This is a genomic window from Saprospiraceae bacterium (assembly GCA_016714025.1).
Taxonomy (GTDB): domain Bacteria; phylum Bacteroidota; class Bacteroidia; order Chitinophagales; family Saprospiraceae; genus Vicinibacter.
Window position 1 is genome coordinate 1479282 of the sequence record JADJOB010000002.1, and the last position, 17347, is coordinate 1496628.

At 36.2% G+C, this 17347-nt stretch carries 20 protein-coding genes and 1 tRNA gene; 10 read left to right on the forward strand and 11 right to left on the reverse strand.

Translation table 11 applies throughout. The annotated features are described in order from the left end of the window. Positions 1-66: 66 nt before the first annotated feature. Both IPJ80_09085 and IPJ80_09090 read left to right on the forward strand, forming a co-directional pair. Positions 67-1086 (forward strand): alkaline phosphatase, encoded by a 1020-nt coding sequence (locus IPJ80_09085; protein MBK7913638.1) that lies wholly within the window; start codon positions 67-69, stop codon positions 1084-1086. A 19-nt stretch (positions 1087-1105) separates the two neighbouring features. Further along, positions 1106-1927, forward strand: a complete 822-nt coding sequence (locus tag IPJ80_09090) for a UDP-2,3-diacylglucosamine diphosphatase (protein MBK7913639.1) — start codon at positions 1106-1108, stop codon at positions 1925-1927. A 15-nt stretch (positions 1928-1942) separates the two neighbouring features. Here the strand turns inward: IPJ80_09090 and IPJ80_09095 are convergent, their stop codons facing one another. The 10 genes from IPJ80_09095 to IPJ80_09140 form a co-directional block, all read right to left on the reverse strand. Continuing rightward, entirely contained in the window at positions 1943-2239 is a 297-nt protein-coding gene (locus IPJ80_09095; GenBank protein ID MBK7913640.1) for a winged helix-turn-helix transcriptional regulator, read from the reverse strand. Positions 2240-2470: 231 nt separating this feature from the next. Beyond that, positions 2471-3373: a 4-hydroxy-tetrahydrodipicolinate synthase gene (locus tag IPJ80_09100; protein MBK7913641.1), complete on the reverse strand. Its 903-nt coding sequence runs from the start codon at positions 3371-3373 to the stop codon at positions 2471-2473. 49 nt (positions 3374-3422) lie between these two features. Further along, positions 3423-4388 (reverse strand): acetyl-CoA carboxylase carboxyltransferase subunit alpha, encoded by a 966-nt coding sequence (locus IPJ80_09105; protein ID MBK7913642.1) that lies wholly within the window; start codon positions 4386-4388, stop codon positions 3423-3425. A 725-nt stretch (positions 4389-5113) separates the two neighbouring features. Then, positions 5114-5386: a GIY-YIG nuclease family protein gene (locus IPJ80_09110; GenBank protein ID MBK7913643.1), complete on the reverse strand. Its 273-nt coding sequence runs from the start codon at positions 5384-5386 to the stop codon at positions 5114-5116. A gap of 145 nt (positions 5387-5531) precedes the next feature. Then, a complete protein-coding gene (locus IPJ80_09115) occupies positions 5532-5804 on the reverse strand; it encodes a GIY-YIG nuclease family protein (protein MBK7913644.1) in 273 nt (90 codons plus the stop codon). A gap of 120 nt (positions 5805-5924) precedes the next feature. Beyond that, complete coding sequence (locus IPJ80_09120; GenBank protein MBK7913645.1) at positions 5925-6317, reverse strand: GIY-YIG nuclease family protein; 393 nt, start codon at positions 6315-6317, stop codon at positions 5925-5927. Positions 6318-6336: 19 nt separating this feature from the next. Continuing rightward, positions 6337-6609, reverse strand: coding sequence for a GIY-YIG nuclease family protein (locus tag IPJ80_09125; GenBank protein ID MBK7913646.1), 273 nt, complete (start codon positions 6607-6609; stop codon positions 6337-6339). Between the two features lie 142 nt (positions 6610-6751). Further along, on the reverse strand, positions 6752-7024 hold the full coding sequence (locus IPJ80_09130; GenBank protein ID MBK7913647.1) for a GIY-YIG nuclease family protein: 273 nt from the start codon (positions 7022-7024) through the stop codon (positions 6752-6754). Between the two features lie 38 nt (positions 7025-7062). Further along, positions 7063-7136, reverse strand: a tRNA-Asp gene (locus tag IPJ80_09135). 139 nt (positions 7137-7275) lie between these two features. Then, positions 7276-8067 (reverse strand): M48 family metallopeptidase, encoded by a 792-nt coding sequence (locus tag IPJ80_09140; GenBank protein MBK7913648.1) that lies wholly within the window; start codon positions 8065-8067, stop codon positions 7276-7278. 223 nt (positions 8068-8290) lie between these two features. Between IPJ80_09140 and IPJ80_09145 the strand changes: the two genes are divergently transcribed. Further along, positions 8291-8962 carry a DUF4397 domain-containing protein gene (locus IPJ80_09145; GenBank protein ID MBK7913649.1) on the forward strand — a complete coding sequence of 224 codons (672 nt, stop codon included), beginning with the start codon at positions 8291-8293 and terminating at the stop codon, positions 8960-8962. Between the two features lie 162 nt (positions 8963-9124). On the opposite strand, the gene IPJ80_09150 is transcribed toward IPJ80_09145, so the two are convergent. Beyond that, a complete protein-coding gene (locus IPJ80_09150) occupies positions 9125-12277 on the reverse strand; it encodes a M1 family metallopeptidase (protein ID MBK7913650.1) in 3153 nt (1050 codons plus the stop codon). An 84-nt stretch (positions 12278-12361) separates the two neighbouring features. On the opposite strand from IPJ80_09150, the gene IPJ80_09155 reads away from it, so the two are divergent. The 7 genes from IPJ80_09155 to IPJ80_09185 all read left to right on the forward strand — a co-directional run bounded on the left by IPJ80_09155 (position 12362) and on the right by IPJ80_09185 (position 17337). Then, positions 12362-12703, forward strand: a complete 342-nt coding sequence (locus IPJ80_09155; protein MBK7913651.1) for a DUF2853 family protein — start codon at positions 12362-12364, stop codon at positions 12701-12703. An 85-nt stretch (positions 12704-12788) separates the two neighbouring features. After that, a complete protein-coding gene (locus tag IPJ80_09160) occupies positions 12789-13856 on the forward strand; it encodes a 2Fe-2S iron-sulfur cluster binding domain-containing protein (protein ID MBK7913652.1) in 1068 nt (355 codons plus the stop codon). Between the two features lie 43 nt (positions 13857-13899). Beyond that, positions 13900-14835 carry a 1,2-phenylacetyl-CoA epoxidase subunit A gene (paaA, locus tag IPJ80_09165; protein MBK7913653.1) on the forward strand — a complete coding sequence of 312 codons (936 nt, stop codon included), beginning with the start codon at positions 13900-13902 and terminating at the stop codon, positions 14833-14835. 133 nt (positions 14836-14968) lie between these two features. Continuing rightward, a complete protein-coding gene (paaB, locus tag IPJ80_09170; protein MBK7913654.1) occupies positions 14969-15250 on the forward strand; it encodes a 1,2-phenylacetyl-CoA epoxidase subunit B in 282 nt (93 codons plus the stop codon). Further along, positions 15251-16012 carry a phenylacetate-CoA oxygenase subunit PaaC gene (gene paaC / locus IPJ80_09175; GenBank protein ID MBK7913655.1) on the forward strand — a complete coding sequence of 254 codons (762 nt, stop codon included), beginning with the start codon at positions 15251-15253 and terminating at the stop codon, positions 16010-16012. It abuts the gene before it with no gap. A gap of 48 nt (positions 16013-16060) precedes the next feature. Next, entirely contained in the window at positions 16061-16543 is a 483-nt protein-coding gene (paaJ, locus tag IPJ80_09180; protein ID MBK7913656.1) for a phenylacetate-CoA oxygenase subunit PaaJ, read from the forward strand. A gap of 17 nt (positions 16544-16560) precedes the next feature. Next, positions 16561-17337, forward strand: a complete 777-nt coding sequence (locus tag IPJ80_09185; GenBank protein ID MBK7913657.1) for an enoyl-CoA hydratase/isomerase family protein — start codon at positions 16561-16563, stop codon at positions 17335-17337. Positions 17338-17347 lie beyond the last annotated feature (10 nt).

Sequence of the window (17347 nt, forward strand, 5' to 3'; positions counted from 1 at the left end):
GATAATGCCCGTTTTTATTTAAATCCATTTGGCTCACGCTAATTTTGTGCTTATAATCCAATTCCGATGCGTGACTTATTTTTAATTATTTTAATTGTAATCTCGTGTATTACATTTAGTTTATACGGAGCAGAAAGAAAGGTATTGCTGATTGGGATCGATGGTCTGCGTTCTGATGTTGCATTTAAAGCAAATACGCCTAATCTTAAATACTTAGCAAACAATGGTTATGGCACATATAATTCATGGCATCAGGATATAACCATTTCCGGTCCATCCTGGTCAAGTATACTATGTGGTGTTTACCATGACAAGCATGGTGTTTTAGATAATACATTTAATGGAGCTTGTTATAAAGAATATCCTATGATCAATACATTAGGTAAATGGATAAATCCAAATTTAAAATTTGGAATGTATATGGAATGGGATAAATTGGCTTATCAATGCAAGCAATTGCAATGGGATGAGCTAATTCAAGGAAAGTTGGGCAGAACGGGTCGAACGCAGCGAGAAGGAACGCAATGGTTGAAGCAGACTGATTTAGATTTTTGTTTTATTTATCTCGGTGCTGCGGATTGTATTGGACATATCAGTGGATTCAGTTTAAATAATCCATTTTATGTCCATGCTGTTGAACGAATTGATAAGGCAATTGGATCTTTTATTGAAGCTATTAATAGCAGACCAAATTATGAAAATGAAGATTGGTTAATTCTTTTGACCACCGATCATGGGGGTTACTTGTTTTCACATGGTGGACTTTCTGTGAGCGAAAGGCAATTAGTTTGGATAGCCTATAGCGATAGAATTAAAAAAGTGAAGGTTCAAACTGTTGATTGTGGAAACATGAATGATGCTTGTAATCCTTTTACTAGTAAGGATTACAGAAGCTGCCCTGTTCAGGTTGATATTGTTGCAACCGCTTTGGATCATTTATTATACAGCGAAAATGAAGATTTATATAGTTGCAGTAATTGTAACATTGAAGGTAGATCATGGTTAAATGAAATGGGATTAAGTAACAACAGAACGAACGATACTTACATCGCTTTGAATGGTTCTGGATTGCGTGGAAGGAAATGAAATTAATAATGTAAAATAAATGGAACGTTCACTTCGTATTGTTGTTATTTCTGATGTGCATTTGGGAACATTTGGTTGCCAGGCCCGGGAATTATTAAATTACTTGCAATCCATTAAACCAGAAATATTGATTTTAAATGGTGATATTATTGACGGTTGGCAGTTTAATAAAAAATATTTCCCTCCAATTCATATTCAGGTTATTTATGAAATAATGAAAATGGCCATGCAAGGCACTAAAGTTTATTATTTATCTGGTAACCATGATGAGTTTATACGAAAATTTATACCATTCTATTCCGGGAATATTTATTTTCGAGACCAACTGTTATTGGAAATGGATGGGAAACGGCATTTCTTTTTTCATGGAGATGCTTTTGATTTTTCATTGCAATTTTCTCCATTTCTGGCTAAAATAGGTGGAATCGGTTATGATACTTTGATTCGGATCAATACAATTCTAAATAACGTCCGATTTAAACTGGGATTAGAACGTATATCGTTTGCACATCGAATTAAATCCAGTTTAAAACAAGCAATTAATTTTATACAAAATTTTGAGGATGCAGCAGCACAATATGCTCATTCGAGAAATGCAGATGTAGTCATCTGTGGTCATATTCATATTCCTAGGATGAAAAGCATTGATTTAGTGAATAAAAAATTAACTTATTTAAATTCCGGAGATTGGGTGGAAAATTTAACTGCCCTGGAATATAAAGATGGAGCCTGGTCAATCTATCAATATGATGAAATGGAATACCAATATTTAAATCGTCATCTAATTTTTAAGGAGGCTCCGGCAAAAGCATTTAGTGAGGTAATGTCTTTAAGCCTCTGAAAATTATTATTTGAATCAAATCAATTTAACATCATGAGTTTCCAATATAATTTTATATCCAACTCCTTTGATTGATTTAATAAAGCTTTTGTCAATTTTTTTTCTTAATTGTACTATGTGTACATCAACAGTGCGATCATTCGACAACAATGGGTTGTCCCAAATTTGTTTATAAATCTGTTCTCTGGTATACACACGACCAGGATCTTTACACAGAAGACTCAATATTTGAAATTCCTTTCGGGTCAAATCCTGGATAATCTGTTCATCCTTAACTACCTGATGACGGGTGCTATCTACAATGAGTTTCATTTTACAGGTTGTTAGTGTATGCTATCTAACCGTAAAACTACCAGCAATTTGTAAGTCTAAGGTTTAGTCTAAATTATGAAATTATTAAGTTTATAAAATGTCCATAAACGCAGGTCCTTTGGGCAACCTATTTTTTTAGGGAGGCCATTTGATGTAGTAAAATCGAATTTTAGAAAATCTAGAGACCTCGTCTAGAGGGTTTTTGAAGAGCCGTTAGCTTAATTAAAAGTATTAAATGGAATCTGTTCCAATACGATTCAATTCTTCTACAAGCTTATTAAAATTAGTTTGACTCATAGGGACAAGCGGCAATCTCAAATTATTTTCACACAAACCCAAATGAAATGCAGCTGCCTTAACTCCTGATGGATTACCATCGATATAAAGCCATTTATGCAAGTCAAATAATTTTAAATTCAATTGCTGTGCTTTAGTGAAATCACCATTTAATGCAAATCGGATGATGTTTGAAAACATGCCAGGATAGATATTGGCGATTACAGAAATCACACCGGTTCCTCCAATTCCAATTAAACCCAAGGCCAAAGGATCATCACCAGAAAGAACTTGAAAATGAGCCGGTTTATCTTTTATAATTTTTGTTGCTTGTGTCAAATCGCCGGAAGCTTCTTTGATTGCTGCAAATTTATCTGAAGCAAATGCCAATCGAAGGCAGGTTTCAGGACTGATATTTGATGCAGTTCGTCCGGGAACATTGTAGATTACAATGGGTAAATTAGAGTGTTCCGCCAATTCCATATAATGTCTGTAAATCCCTTCCTGGCTAGGTTTATTGTAAGCTGGACTGCTGGATAAAATTCCTGAAAGTCCTTCAGGATTGAGCAGTTTGCATTCCCGAATTAATTCTGCAGTATTATTCCCACCAACTCCAGCAAGGATGGGTATGCGGCCATTGCAAATTTTAATCGTGTGGTAGATCACTTCCAATCGTTCATCAAAACTTAAAGTCGCCGCTTCTCCGGTACTGCCCATGCTCACCAAATAATCCACCTTTCCATGTATACAATGGTTAATTACAAGATTAAGTGAATCATAATCTATATGCCCTGTTTTAGTAAACGGTGTTATCAGTGCAACGCCAGTGCCGCGTAAAAATTCGTAATTTGTATTCATGGCAAATTTAGTTTCTGAACGGATCGAAGAAAGGTAAAATTAAATTTGATTATGTTTTAATGGGTTCTTCAATAAATTTACCCATAGCATTGTATTTATCAATTCGTTGGCTTAATAAAGATGCAACAGGTAATTGTTGTAGTTCATTAATTTGATTCAGCAAATGATTTTTTAAAGTAATCGCCATGTTTTCAGGATCTGAGTGAGCTCCTCCAATAGGTTCATAAATAATGCCATCAATTAAACCGAATTCTTTCATGTGATCTGCGGTCAACTTTAAAGCCTCAGCAGCTTGCTCTTTAAAATTCCAACTACGCCATAAAATAGAAGAACAAGATTCCGGTGAAATTACCGTGTACCATGTGTTTTCAAGCATAAATACGCGATCACCAACTCCAATACCCAATGCACCTCCGGATGCGCCTTCTCCAATGATATAACAAACAATCGGAACTTCCAATTGGGCCATTTCAAACAAATTCCGTGCAATGGCTTCTGCTTGTCCTCTTTCTTCAGCTTCAATTCCAGGGTAAGCACCTGGAGTATCAATTAAAGTGACAACAGGGATTTTAAATTTTTGCGCCATTTTCATAAGACGCAATGCTTTGCGATATCCTTCCGGATTGGCCATTCCAAAATTTCTTAATTGGCGCATTTTAGTAGTATTGCCTTTTTGATGGCCAATGATCATTACAGTTTGCCCATCAATTTTACCAAGTCCTCCAACGATGGCCTTATCATCCTTTACTGTGCGATCCCCATGAAGTTCAATAAACTTTGAACACATGTTTTTAATATAGTCTAAAGTATAGGGTCGATTGGGATGTCTTGATAGACTTACCCGCTGCCAACCAGTTAAATTACTGTAGATTTCTTTGCGTTTATCCGAAATTTTTGATTCAAGTTCTTTTATTTTTTCGGACATATCAATGTCGCTATCTTTTGCAATTTTCCGCAGCTTTTCCAGATCTCCAAATAGTATTTCCAGAGGCTTTTCAAAATCCATAAATATCATAAAATCAAAATTTTATGGCATTTCAGCCGTAATCAATCCGTTTCGTTTTAAAAGCCAAGTTAAAGGAAAGTCAGCTGAGAATTTTATTATCGGGTTACTTTTTGTTAAACACCATGTAATTAATTAATATATACAGTTGTATATATTATAGTTAATTGTAATTTGTTCTTAATATTTTAGCTTAAAAACCTGATTTTTAACAAGAGTCGATTTGTAAATTCGAGAATTTTGAACTAAAAAATCGTTTACCAGATTTTTTACATTCTTGCCATAGTAATTTAAGAAATCTATTTGAAGTAGAGAACCCGATCGCTTTGGGATAGGCAAATCAAAAATGAATCAACTCATTGAAAGATTGAAAAGGATTATTCTATTTTGATTTGATATTGAGATTGAAGAAATTCAATTACAATAATCTGCTTGGGTAAGTTAGCGGAATCTGAATAAAGAATAGAATCCTGTTCATGTTTGTAAAATAAAAAAAATGATCAAGCGAATTCAAATAGCAGTAATATTATTCAATGAAATAACTAACAGAAGAAATTTCTGATTAATATTCTTGTAGCTAAATGTATTCAATAAAATTTAAAAAGGAATTTTTTCTTGGCATTTCAGATACCCTCACAAAGCTGTGGGGGAACCCGAGTTACGGACCGGACGGGAACCAGTCCCCACAATCCTGTGGGGATGACAGGGCGGCATACAAACAATGAGGAATTTAGAATTTAAGGAATAAAAGTCTTGACAATATTTTTAGGAGAATCAATCAAAGCCAAGATCCTTTCATTAGTCGCTTTTTTCAAATTTTTTTCCCTAATCAAAGCATCAGACTTGGAAGAAAACTGCTCAATATAAACCAGTTTCCAAGGCATAAATTTGGAAGTATATTTGGATAGACCATCATTATGTTGCTTAAGTCTAAGAACGGGGTTCAGAGAAAACCCTTTGTAAAAAGTACCATTTTGCAAACTGACAATGATGTAGACAAAAAAAGGCATATAGAAAAAAAAAAGCTCCACCAAATAAGTGAAGCTTTTGCGGACCGGACGGGAACCAGTCCCCATAGCATTGTGGGGCTCGAACCCGTCCCCACAGGATTGTGGGGATGACAGGGCGGCATACAAACAATGAGGAATTTAGAATTTAAGGAATAAAAGTTTTGATAATATTTTTAGGAGAATCAATCAAAGCCAAGATCCTTTCATTAGTCGCTTTTTTCAAATTTTTTTCCCTAATCAAAGCATCAGACTTGGAAGAAAACTGCTCAATATAAACCAGTTTCCAAGGCATAAATTTGGAAGTATATTTAGATAGACCATCATTATGTTGCTTAAGTCTAAGAACGGGGTTCATAGAAAACCCTTTGTAAAAAGTACCATTTTGCAAACTGACAATGATGTAGACAAAAAAAGGCATATAGAAAAAAAAAGCTCCACCAAATAAGTGAAGCTTTTGCGGACCGGACGGGACTCGAACCCGTCCCCACAGGATTGTGGGGATGACAGGGCGGCATACAAATAATGAGGAATTTAGAATTTAAGGAATAAAAGTCTTGACAATATTTTTAGGAGAATCAATCAAAGCCAAGATCCTTTCATTAGTCGCTTTTTTCAAATTTTTTTCCCTAATCAAAGCATCATACTTGGAAGAAAACTGCTCAATATAAACCAGTTTCCAAGGCATAAATTTGGAAGTATATTTGGATAGACCATCATTATGTTGCTTAAGTCTAAGAACGGGGTTCAGAGAAAACCCTTTGTAAAAAGTACCATTTTGCAAACTGACAATGATGTAGACAAAAAAAGGCATATAGAAAAAAAAAGCTCCACCAAATAAGTGAAGCTTTTGCGGACCGGACGGGAACCAGTCCCCATAGCATTGTGGGGATCGAACCCGTCCCCACAGGATTGTGGGGATGACGGCATACAAATAATGAGGAATTTAGAATTTAAGGAATAAAAGTCTTGACAATATTTTTAGGAGAATCAATCAAAGCCAAGATCCTTTCATTAGTCGCTTTTTTCAAATTTTTTTCCCTAATCAAAGCATCAGACTTGGAAGAAAACTGCTCAATATAAACCAGTTTCCAAGGCATAAATTTGGAAGTATATTTGGATAGACCATCATTATGTTGCTTAAGTCTAAGAACGGGGTTCAGAGAAAACCCTTTGTAAAAAGTACCATTTTGCAAACTGACAATGATGTAGACAAAAAAAGGCATATAGAAAAAAAGCTCCACCAAATAAGTGAAGCTTTTGCGGACCGGACGGGAACCAGTCCCCATAGCATTGTGGGGCTCGAACCCGTCCCCACAGGATTGTGGGGATGACAGGGCGGCATACAAACAATGTGGAATTTAGAATTTAAGGAATAAAAGTCTTGACAATATTTTTAGGAGAATCAATCAAAGCCAAGATCCTTTCATTAGTCGCTTTTTTCAAATTTTTTTCCCTAATCAAAGCATCAGACTTGGAAGAAAACTGCTCAATATAAACCAGTTTCCAAGGCATAAATTGGGAAGTATATTTGGATAGACCATCATTATGTTGCTTAAGTCTAAGAACGGGGTTCAGAGAAAACCCTTTGTAAGAAGTACCATTTTGCAAACTGACAATGATGTAGACAAAAAAAGGCATATAGAAAAAAAAGCTCCACCAAATAAGTGAAGCTTTTGCGGACCGGACGGGACTCGAACCCGCGACCTCCGCCGTGACAGGGCGGCATTCTAACCAACTGAACTACCGATCCAAAGTAGAAATTGGAGGTGCAAATTTACAATTATTCTATTGTTTTCAAAGGATTCGAAATAATAAAACTAAAATCACATTAAATTTAATATAAATATATAAATAACTTATAATCAAAAATTAATATATTTAATATTTATTTAATTTGGTTGATTCTTGTATTTTTGAATGGCTTCGCGAATCCGTTCGATCCGATTTTCAGGATCCGGGTGTGTGCTCAATCGCTCCGGGGTTCTGTTTGGACCGCCTGCTGCTTTTAAAATTTCCATGACTCCAATCAATTCTTCTGGATTGTACCCGGAATCCATCATGAGTTTCACACCAATTTCATCGGATTGCAATTCCTGGTCTCTCCCATAAGGCATGGAAAAAAACTGGTTTAGTAAAGCAGAAACACCTTGTCCGGTTGCATAATCTCCTGTTGCGACCGTTGCAGCACCCGATAGACCTTCAAAAAGTTCGGTCTGTGTGATCCGCTCACCACCGTGTCGTGCAATAACGTGGCCTATTTCATGACCAAATACCCCAGCCAGCTGATCTTCATTTTTCAATTTATTAAATAATGCTGCGGTTATAAATACCTGTCCTCCTGGCAACGCAAATGCATTTATAACCTCTTCATCAGCCAATAAATGAAAATCATATTGATACGGTGTTTTACTAGCTATGGTACTTTGTACCAGTTTCCGCCCAACGCTTTTAACCAGATCTTGTCCTCGTTGATCAGGGTGTAAACCTCCGTGTTGTTGAATCATTGCCGGAGCTGTATTTAAACCAAGCGCGATTTCTTGTTCCGGACTAATACCAACATGTTGGTATTTGCCGGTATACTCATTGTAAGTCTTTGTGCTACAGTATTTAAAGTATGAAAACCCTGCAATGATCAAAGCCAGTATTAAAGTGCTTCCAATTCTAGAGTTACCGAATCCCATCTGACTCACTTGGTTTTGCTCGTTAGACCTTCTAAAAATACTCATTTCTATATTTTTTCCAAATCTACAAAAGCTTTTTTTTGATGCACTATAAAATGAATATTTGCGTTTAATTTGTTTCTGTAGTACATTTACAGAACGAATCGCCCTCTTTCAATATTCTTATAAAGCACTAACCCTATTTTCAGGGAAATCTTTTTGATAACCTAAATTTATTAGTATTATGAAAAATTCAGTTTTTACTACTGCAATTGGAATCCTTTCCATTGTTTGTTCATTTTTTGGTTGCGGGTCATCAGACGATGGTCCTTCCGGCCCATCCAAACTTATGTTTATAAATGGTATTTTAGATGGAAAATTAAGTACCGTTTTGGTAGAAGATTCCGTAATTGTAGCTCTTACTGCTGGTTTCGGCGGCATTACGCAATATCAGGAAATCAATAGTGGGAATCAGAATTTTAAAATTCGGGATAATGTATCAAATACTTTTGTCGTAAATGCCAATTTTAATATTGGATCTGCTAAAAATTATTCACTGATGGCTATTGGAACACTAAGTTCACCCGAGCTTATAATCAACGAGGATGATTTAAGTGTTGCGGATACAACCAAAGGCTATATTCGGTTGATCAACTTGTCTGCAAATTCCAATCCTATGACCATGTCCATTAGCTCCGGAGCTGATTTGGTTACTGGAGTAAATTATAAATCGACCTCCTTGTTTACTAGTTTGACACCTGCTAAACACGACCTGACCATAAAATCCGGTGCGACCGTAGTTGTTAGCATATCAAACCTAAATATTCTTCCAAATAAGAAATACAGTATTTTGATCACAGGTTTAGTAAATCAGACTCCAAAGGCTAGCTATAACATCATTGTCAATAAACTGTAAGAGTGGATTTGATTTAACTTTCTGATACCTGCTTGTTTAATTGTTTATTTTAAACACATTTACCAGGTTTCGATAATTCATGCAACAAGTTATTGCATGCAGCTGTGAAGTCTATTTTGTAATATTCCCAATGAGTAATTTATACCTCAATGGTTTATATTTTTAAATCTGAATATGTTTTAACAATTCTCTAAACTCAGGAATTTGTAAGTTAATTGAAAAGCTAACTCGGTTCCAATAGGAATTGTTTTCAACAGAATTGTACAATGTATTAATATACGCTGAATTAACCAATGGGAAGTAAATACAAAACCGATCATACAGTAAATTCAACTGGATTCCACCACTATAAATAATTCTGTTTTTTGATTCTATTTGTTTTTGATCGTAATACCCTAAATCTAAATAAGGTTTAATAAAACTGCCAATTTTTGGAATTGGTAAATCCGTTGTTAGGTTCAAGGAAGCTATAAATCGATTGCTATTCCCAATATTATCACGTTGACTTGCTCCATGATTCAACTTAAATCCGCCCTGGCGAATAAAAATTTGTTGGGAACTCAATCCATGATCTGCTGATCTTCCAAGAAAGAGGGCTTCATTTTCACCATCTAAATAATTTTGAAATGCCAGGCCAGTCGATCCAACATAAGAAGTCGATTTAGAGCGACTGGAAATTGCATCGGAATGTCGTTCACTATTGTATGGGTAACACGATACATACATCCTGGATGAAAAATAGCGCTTATTACTATAACGGAACTCCTTCAGAAATTGCATTTCAAGGTTGACAAGGGATTGTGTTCCACCGTAAACCAACCCATGTTTGTAAAAGTTTAGGTGTAAAGCCAATTCGGAATTTCCTAAAATTGAAAACTGATTGTATTGATAGTTTAGTTTATGCGCTGAACGCCAGAAATCTGATACTGTCCCATGGTTTGTTAAACTATCATTAAAGCGAAGGTATTCATCCTTGATAAAATAACTGGTCCATTGGATGTTTGAGGTTCGGTTTAAATAGGCTTCATGACTAAAATCAAATTTTAGGTAAGGGCTTAATTGGTAATATGCTAATGTGTTTCCTAGTAATTCATTGTATGCATAGGTTTTTAAATTTAATCCAAGCTTGATTGAATGAATGGATTGATCCGCTATATACCAGATATAACTTAGTTTGGATTGGCCACTTAACGAATTGCTTTTTAAACTATATAACGGCAATAGATCAATTCTGAAATTTTGACTGGGAAGCCAGGGTTTAGAAATGAACATTCCAATTTGAAAACCATTGTATTGATTGTATCCCAGACAGGGTGTTAAACCAATATCTGTTTGATGGTTTTGATCAATCAAGGGAAACAAATGGAATTTTAGCGCTTCGGTTTTTTTAAAAATTCCTTTTGGCCTGGTGTAATTGTTGTAATCATTTAAATCAAATGAAATGTGGTCTGGGTCCAGGCTGATATAATCAAAAGGTATTTTGGGAAGGTGTATTGTTTTCAAACCTTTAAATCCATCAATCCATTTTACATAGACCACGCTGTCATTTTTAATCATACCAATTTGAATCGGTGCATCAATTGATTTTCTGTTGCAGATGGTTACCGATACACTATCTCCCTTAGTTTTTATTTTAGACAAAGCATAATCACATTTTCTTTCTGAACTAAGCAATCCATCAAACAGCCAGGAATAATTGCTGAATGTTTTTTGATGGAAAATATTATGCAAATCTTCCGGATAGGGATGTTTAAATTTCCAGGTTTCATAGTAAGATTGCATAATTTCTTTAAATGTTGTCTTTCCTAGATATTTTTCTACATATTCAAAAAACCATGCTGTTTTATAATATACATCCAGCCCATAGTTTAATTCACTAAACATTTTAGAATGCTTGTTTGGGTATTGATCTATGGCTTGTTTTGCAAATAATTGATACTGTAATTGTTTAAAATTGGTATTGCCTGTAATCTTTTTTAAAGGACCTGTTAGTTCAACGTATGTTGACGGTACATCCACACCACGAACATACTGGTTCTCATAAAATGTATTGATCCCTTCATCCATAAACGGATGTTCACGTTCATTGCTTGCTAAAATTCCATACAACCAATTATGTCCGACTTCATGCGCAATGACTTCGTCTAAATACGTTTTACTATAACTTGGACCGATCACGGTAATCATGGGGTATTCCATACCACCACCTACACCCAAACTGCTTTCAACAGCACTTGCTTGAGGATAAGGATAGGGTCCTAATTGTTCTGAATAAAATCGGATGGATTTTTTAACGGAATGTATGGATTCATCCCAAAGATCTGGCGAAGTAAAATAACTTTGACACAATACCGAACGTACGTTTGTTAGTTGCACTGTATCCTGTTGAATCAAGAAGGATTTGTCAGCAAACCAGGCAAAATCATGAACATCTTTAGCTGCAAATTGAATCGTTTTAAATTGACCTGCAGACTCAGCTAAAAACAGACTGTCTGCCTCCGTTTTATTTGAAAGAACATCCTTGGTGAATTGGATTCGTTGATTGATATATTCGTGTTCGTTTGCAGTTTCCAAAGTTCCCGTTGCGGCAACAATGTAATTTTGTGGAAGTGTTATTTGCACATTGAATTGAGCAAATTCAGAATAAAATTCACCTTGATCCAGATAGGGCATTAGGTGCCAGCCTTTGCGATCGTACACAGCTGGCTTTGGATACCATTGACTGATTTGGTAAGTTTGTCCAATATGCCCCATTCTACTAACTGTTGTGGGTATTTTTACATAAAACGGGGTTTCAATTAATACACTGTCACCGGGATGCAATACCTCGGGTAATTGGAGCCAGGCCATATCTTCCGGCAAATTGGTTTGATCGAGGACAGCATTTAAACCGTTTACTTTAAATTGGAGGCTGTCTATGTATCCTGTTTCCGATGCATTTGCGTGGTAAAATTTTAAATCTCCTTGTCGTATTTTCTGTCTGGCAAATTCAGTTTTTTGATTCTTATAAGCATTCGGCCATAAATGAAATCCAATTTTATCCAATAAATCCGGACTGTTGTTTACATATTTTATTTTGAGGAATGCTGAGAGCGCATGGTTTTGATCATCCAGGCTAAGCTGGATTGTGTAATCCAATCGTTGCTGAAAATAAGGCGTTTGAGCCTGTACTTTAATGCTCCAATCAAAAATTATACAACTGACCAGGATTACGAATTGAATGAAAAAATTAGATGAGCAATTACGTTTGTGGTGTATTTTCTTTAAAGCATTTTGAATGCTGTTGTAAGTTGATATGACTGGTATAAAAAGCATTTTATGTGAGGGATGGTTTATTTAAAATTGTATTCTATTGAAATGGATTTCGTAGTAACTTTAGGACAAATAAACCAAAATTTTATGAGTGCGTTTGATGATAAATTAGATTTTCTGCTTGGTGAAGCAACTAAATTGGGCTTGAATATAAATCTGGACTTGTTTTCAAAGGTTGCAAAAGGCCTCGGTCCAAGTTTATACAGCGACGATGCCGCCCTGGTGTCCAGTTCTGATCCGGATGAAATGAATCGGGTTAAAACCAGTTTTTTAAATGGAAAATTAGGAATAACCGATGACCAAGCCATTGAAGAGGCTTTGGCAGAAGTTGTAGCCCAGTTTGGCTCCAGTAATCGCAATAAGTATCGGGCAATTTTTTATTACCTTTTAGTAGAAAAATTTGGAAAAGCCTCTGTTTATGGGGATTAAATTTTAATAATTTACATTTTTCCAAAAAGAATTTGTTTGAATATTTGATTTTTGAACTCTGCTGTGATTATGGTAAATTTGCGCTATGTCACATGAATTGTACGAGTTAAGAGTACAAAATATAAGCCGCGAAACCGATGATTGTGTAAGTGTTGAATTTGCAGTTCCGGATTCATTACATGATATTTTTCAATATACACAGGGCCAATACATTAGTCTGGAAAAGGAACTAAATGGTCAACTTTTACGCAGATCGTATTCCTTGTGTTCAGCCCCTTTTGAAAAAAAATGGCGTATTGCAGTTAAAGAAGTACACAACGGGGTTTTTAGTTGTTTTGTGAATCAACAACTTAAAATTGGAGATGTCCTTTCCGTTCAGGTACCCGCTGGACGATTTTTTACAAAACTGAATCCAGCCCAATCCAAGCGCTATGTATTTTTTGCAGCGGGAAGTGGCATCACACCGATACTGGGAATTATTAAACAAATTTTAAAGGTAGAGCCCGAAAGTTCTGTACTATTATTTTATGGCAGTCAACGAACGGAGCAAATCATATTTCTGGAAGAATTATTAGCGCTAAAAAATTTAAATAAAGAACGACTTGCGCTTCATTTTTTACTTTCCAGGGAAGAAACTGAAGAAGAATTATTTCACGGTAGAATCAATGCAGAGAAATTAAAACGATTTGCCCAAAGCATCTTTAAAATTGAAGACATCGATGAGTTTTTCATGTGCGGACCAGAAACCATGATCCTTGAACTCCGCGAACAACTTCAGCAAATGGGAGTGGATCCTCATCATATCCATATGGAATTGTTTGGGGTGCAAATCCAAAAACCAAAACCACATTTTGATCATGCTGCTGAATCAGACAACTGTTTGGTACGGATGACCTTGGATGGACGCACCTTTGAATTTAATTTACCATTCAATACAGATAATTTATTGGATGCAGCTTTAAAGCAAGGTGCAAATTTACCTTATGCATGCAAGGGGGGAGTTTGTTGTACTTGCAAAACCAAACTTGTAAAAGGCGATGTAGAAATGATGGTTAATTATGGATTGGAAGTTGATGAAATTGAAAATGGATATATTTTAAGTTGCCAATCTTTTCCTAAATCTTCAAAAATTGAAGTCAATTTTGACAAATAACAAGCATTTAATTAATTGAACCTAGTAGTAAATAGTACAGCCTATGATGCGCATTGATTTGGAAGGACATTTTCAGGAAAAAATTGATAAAGAAGAACGGATTGAAGCTAAAGATTGGATGCCTGAGGCCTATCGTAAAACTTTGATTCGACAAATCAGCCAGCATGCTCATTCTGAAATCGTTGGGATGCTTCCTGAAGGAAACTGGATTACCCGAGCTCCCAGTTTAAAACGTAAAGCCATCTTGTTAGCAAAAATTCAAGATGAAGCAGGTCATGGATTGTATTTATACAGTGCGTGTGAAACCCTGGGAATTGATCGGGAAGAATTACTCAATGAATTACATACGGGCAAAGCAAAATATTCTTCGATTTTTAATTATCCGGCATTGACCTGGGCAGACATGGGTGCCATTGGCTGGTTGGTTGATGGAGCGGCCATTATGAATCAAATCCCTTTATGCCGAACTTCCTACGGACCTTATTCAAGAGCCATGATCCGGATTTGTAAAGAAGAAAGTTTTCATCAACGGCAAGGTTATGAAATTATGCTGACGCTTTCCAAAGGAACCGAGGTACAAAAAAATATGGCTCAAGATGCTTTAAACCGATGGTGGTGGCCAAGTATCATGATGTTTGGTCCGAATGATAATGATTCAACTCACTCTGCTCAAAGTATTAAGTGGAAAATAAAGCGCTTTTCTAATGACGAATTACGCCAACGATTTATTGATATGACCGTTCCACAAGCTGAATTAATTGGTTTGAAAATTCCAGATCCGGATTTGAAGTGGAATGAAGAACGCAAATCCTATGATTTTGGAAAAATTAATTGGGATGAATTTTGGAATGTCGTCAAAGGAAATGGTCCTTGCAATAAACAACGTCTGCATGACCGAATTAAAGCCTATGAAAATGGTGAATGGGTTCGGGATGCTGCGGTAGCTTATGCGGAGAAGAGGAGGGAGAAATGTAATTAAGAATTAAAAATTAAGAATTAAGAATTACGAATTAAGAATTACAATGATTTTATTTACCAACAGCCCAACAGCCCAACAGTCTAACAGCCCAACAGTCTAATAGTCTAATAATCCTACAGCAAAAAAACCTCCTATGAAAAATTGGCCCTTATTTGAAATATTTATCCGGAGCAAATCTGGATTGAATCACAAACATGTTGGAAGTCTGCATGCAGCAGATGCACAAATGGCGATTGAAAATGCGCGAGATGTTTATACGCGCAGGCAGGAAGGCATTAGTATCTGGGTTGTTGAATCAAAATATATTAGTGCTTCGGATCCGGTAGATAGTGATCCCTTTTTTGAACCTGCTTTGGATAAAATTTATAGGCATCCTACTTTTTACGATTTGCCGGATGAAGTAAAACACATGTAAATGAATACCAATTCTCAACATAAAATTGATTACCTGCTTTATCTTGCGGATACTGCATTGATATTGGGTCAACGCCTTGGGGAATGGTGTGGCCATGGACCGGTTTTAGAGCAAGACATTGCCATGACCAATATTTCATTGGATTACATAGGTCGCTCCAGATTACTTTATCAATACATTGCTACTCTTTCTGAAACAGAAACAGATGAAGATCGGCTTGCTTTTTTAAGAGATGAGCGTGAATTTAAAAATGTATTGTTAGCTGAACATCCAAATGTTGATTTTGCATATTCTGTTGGCAGGCAGTTTTTATTGGAAGCTTTTCATTTTCCCTATTATACTGCTTTAAAAAACAGTGCAGATCCTAAGCTTGCAGCAATCGCAGAAAAAACGGTGAAAGAAACAGCTTATCATTTAAAATGGAGTGCAGAATGGGTCATCCGATTGGGTGATGGCACCTCCGTTTCACATCAAAAAATGCAAACGGCTTTGGACGAATTATGGTCCTATACTGGAGAATTATTTACACCCGCCACATACGAGCAAAGCATGTTGGAAGAACAAGTAGCACCAGATTTAAGCTTAATTCAAAACAGCTGGAATCAGAAAGTACAGCAAGTCCTTGTTGAAGCAACTTTGGTTCAACCTCAAAATCAGTGGATGCAATCAGGGGGAAAAACAGGTATTCACACAGAAGCCATGGGTTATATTTTAGCAGATATGCAATACATGCAACGCTCCTATCCGGGATTGACCTGGTAAAGGTTTATATATGGATAGAGGTCCAGCCTTTTTTTGATAATAAACAAGATGATCACAAGGGAACATATTTTCGAAATTTTAGAAACTGTATTGGATCCTGAAGTTCCCGTATTGAGTGTCGTTGATTTGGGAATTATTCGCAAGGTAGAAATCCTCAATGAACACGTTAAAATTCAAATCACACCTACTTATACCGGTTGCCCTGCAATGAAATTGATAGAAATGAATTTGCAAGCGGCCTTTGATGCAGAAAAAATTTCAGTAAGCATCGAAACGATTTTAAGTCCAGCCTGGACTACCGATTGGATGAGTGCCAATGGAAAACAAAAATTAATAGAATACGGCATTGCAGCTCCTGTTGGATTTTCAGGACGCATTCCGGCATTATTCGAAAAAGAAATTGCGGTTGCTTGTCCGAGATGTCAGTCAGAACACACGGAAAAAATCAGCGAGTTTGGTTCGACAGCCTGCAAGGCACTTTACCGATGTTTGGATTGCAAAGAGCCCTTCGATTATTTTAAATGTCATTAATGCGTATATTTGAAAGTATGGAATTTATAAATTATCAATTGGAAGATTCAATAGCCTGGATTACCTTAAATCGGCCACAAGTTTTTAATTCATTTCATCGTGGAATGGCTATGGAATTAATTCAATTATTGGATGCCATTCAAGCAGATGATTCCGTACGTTGTGTAGTGATTACAGGAACAGGGAAAGCATTTTGTGCCGGACAAGATTTACAGGAGGCCATGGATCCAAACGGACCTGGATTGGAAAAAATATTGAAAGAACATTACAATCCAATCATTCTAAAAATCAGAAATCTGGATAAGCCGGTACTTGCTGCTGTAAATGGGGTTGCTGCCGGAGCAGGTGCCAACATAGCATTGGCATGTGATGTGGTGGTTGCCAGTGAATCGGCTTCATTCATTCAGGCATTTTCAAAAATTGGATTGGTACCAGATAGCGGTGGCAGTTATTTCTTGCCCAGATTGATAGGGTGGAATAAAGCTTCAGCTTTAATAATGACAGGCGATAAATGTACAGCCAGTGAAGCATTCCAATCAGGAATGATTTATAAAATGTTTAAAGATGATGAGTTTAAAGAGGAGTTTCACAAGCTTGCACTTAAAATTGCACAAATGCCAACCAAAGCATTGGCTTTGACTAAAAAATTATTGAATCAAAGTTTTAGCAATAATTTAGAAGAACAATTACAGGCCGAATTAAAGTATCAAAAAGAAGCCGGTGAGACGGCAGATTACACAGAAGGAACGCAGGCGTTTTTGGAAAAACGGTTGCCAGTTTTTAAAGGCAAGTAAGACCATCAAT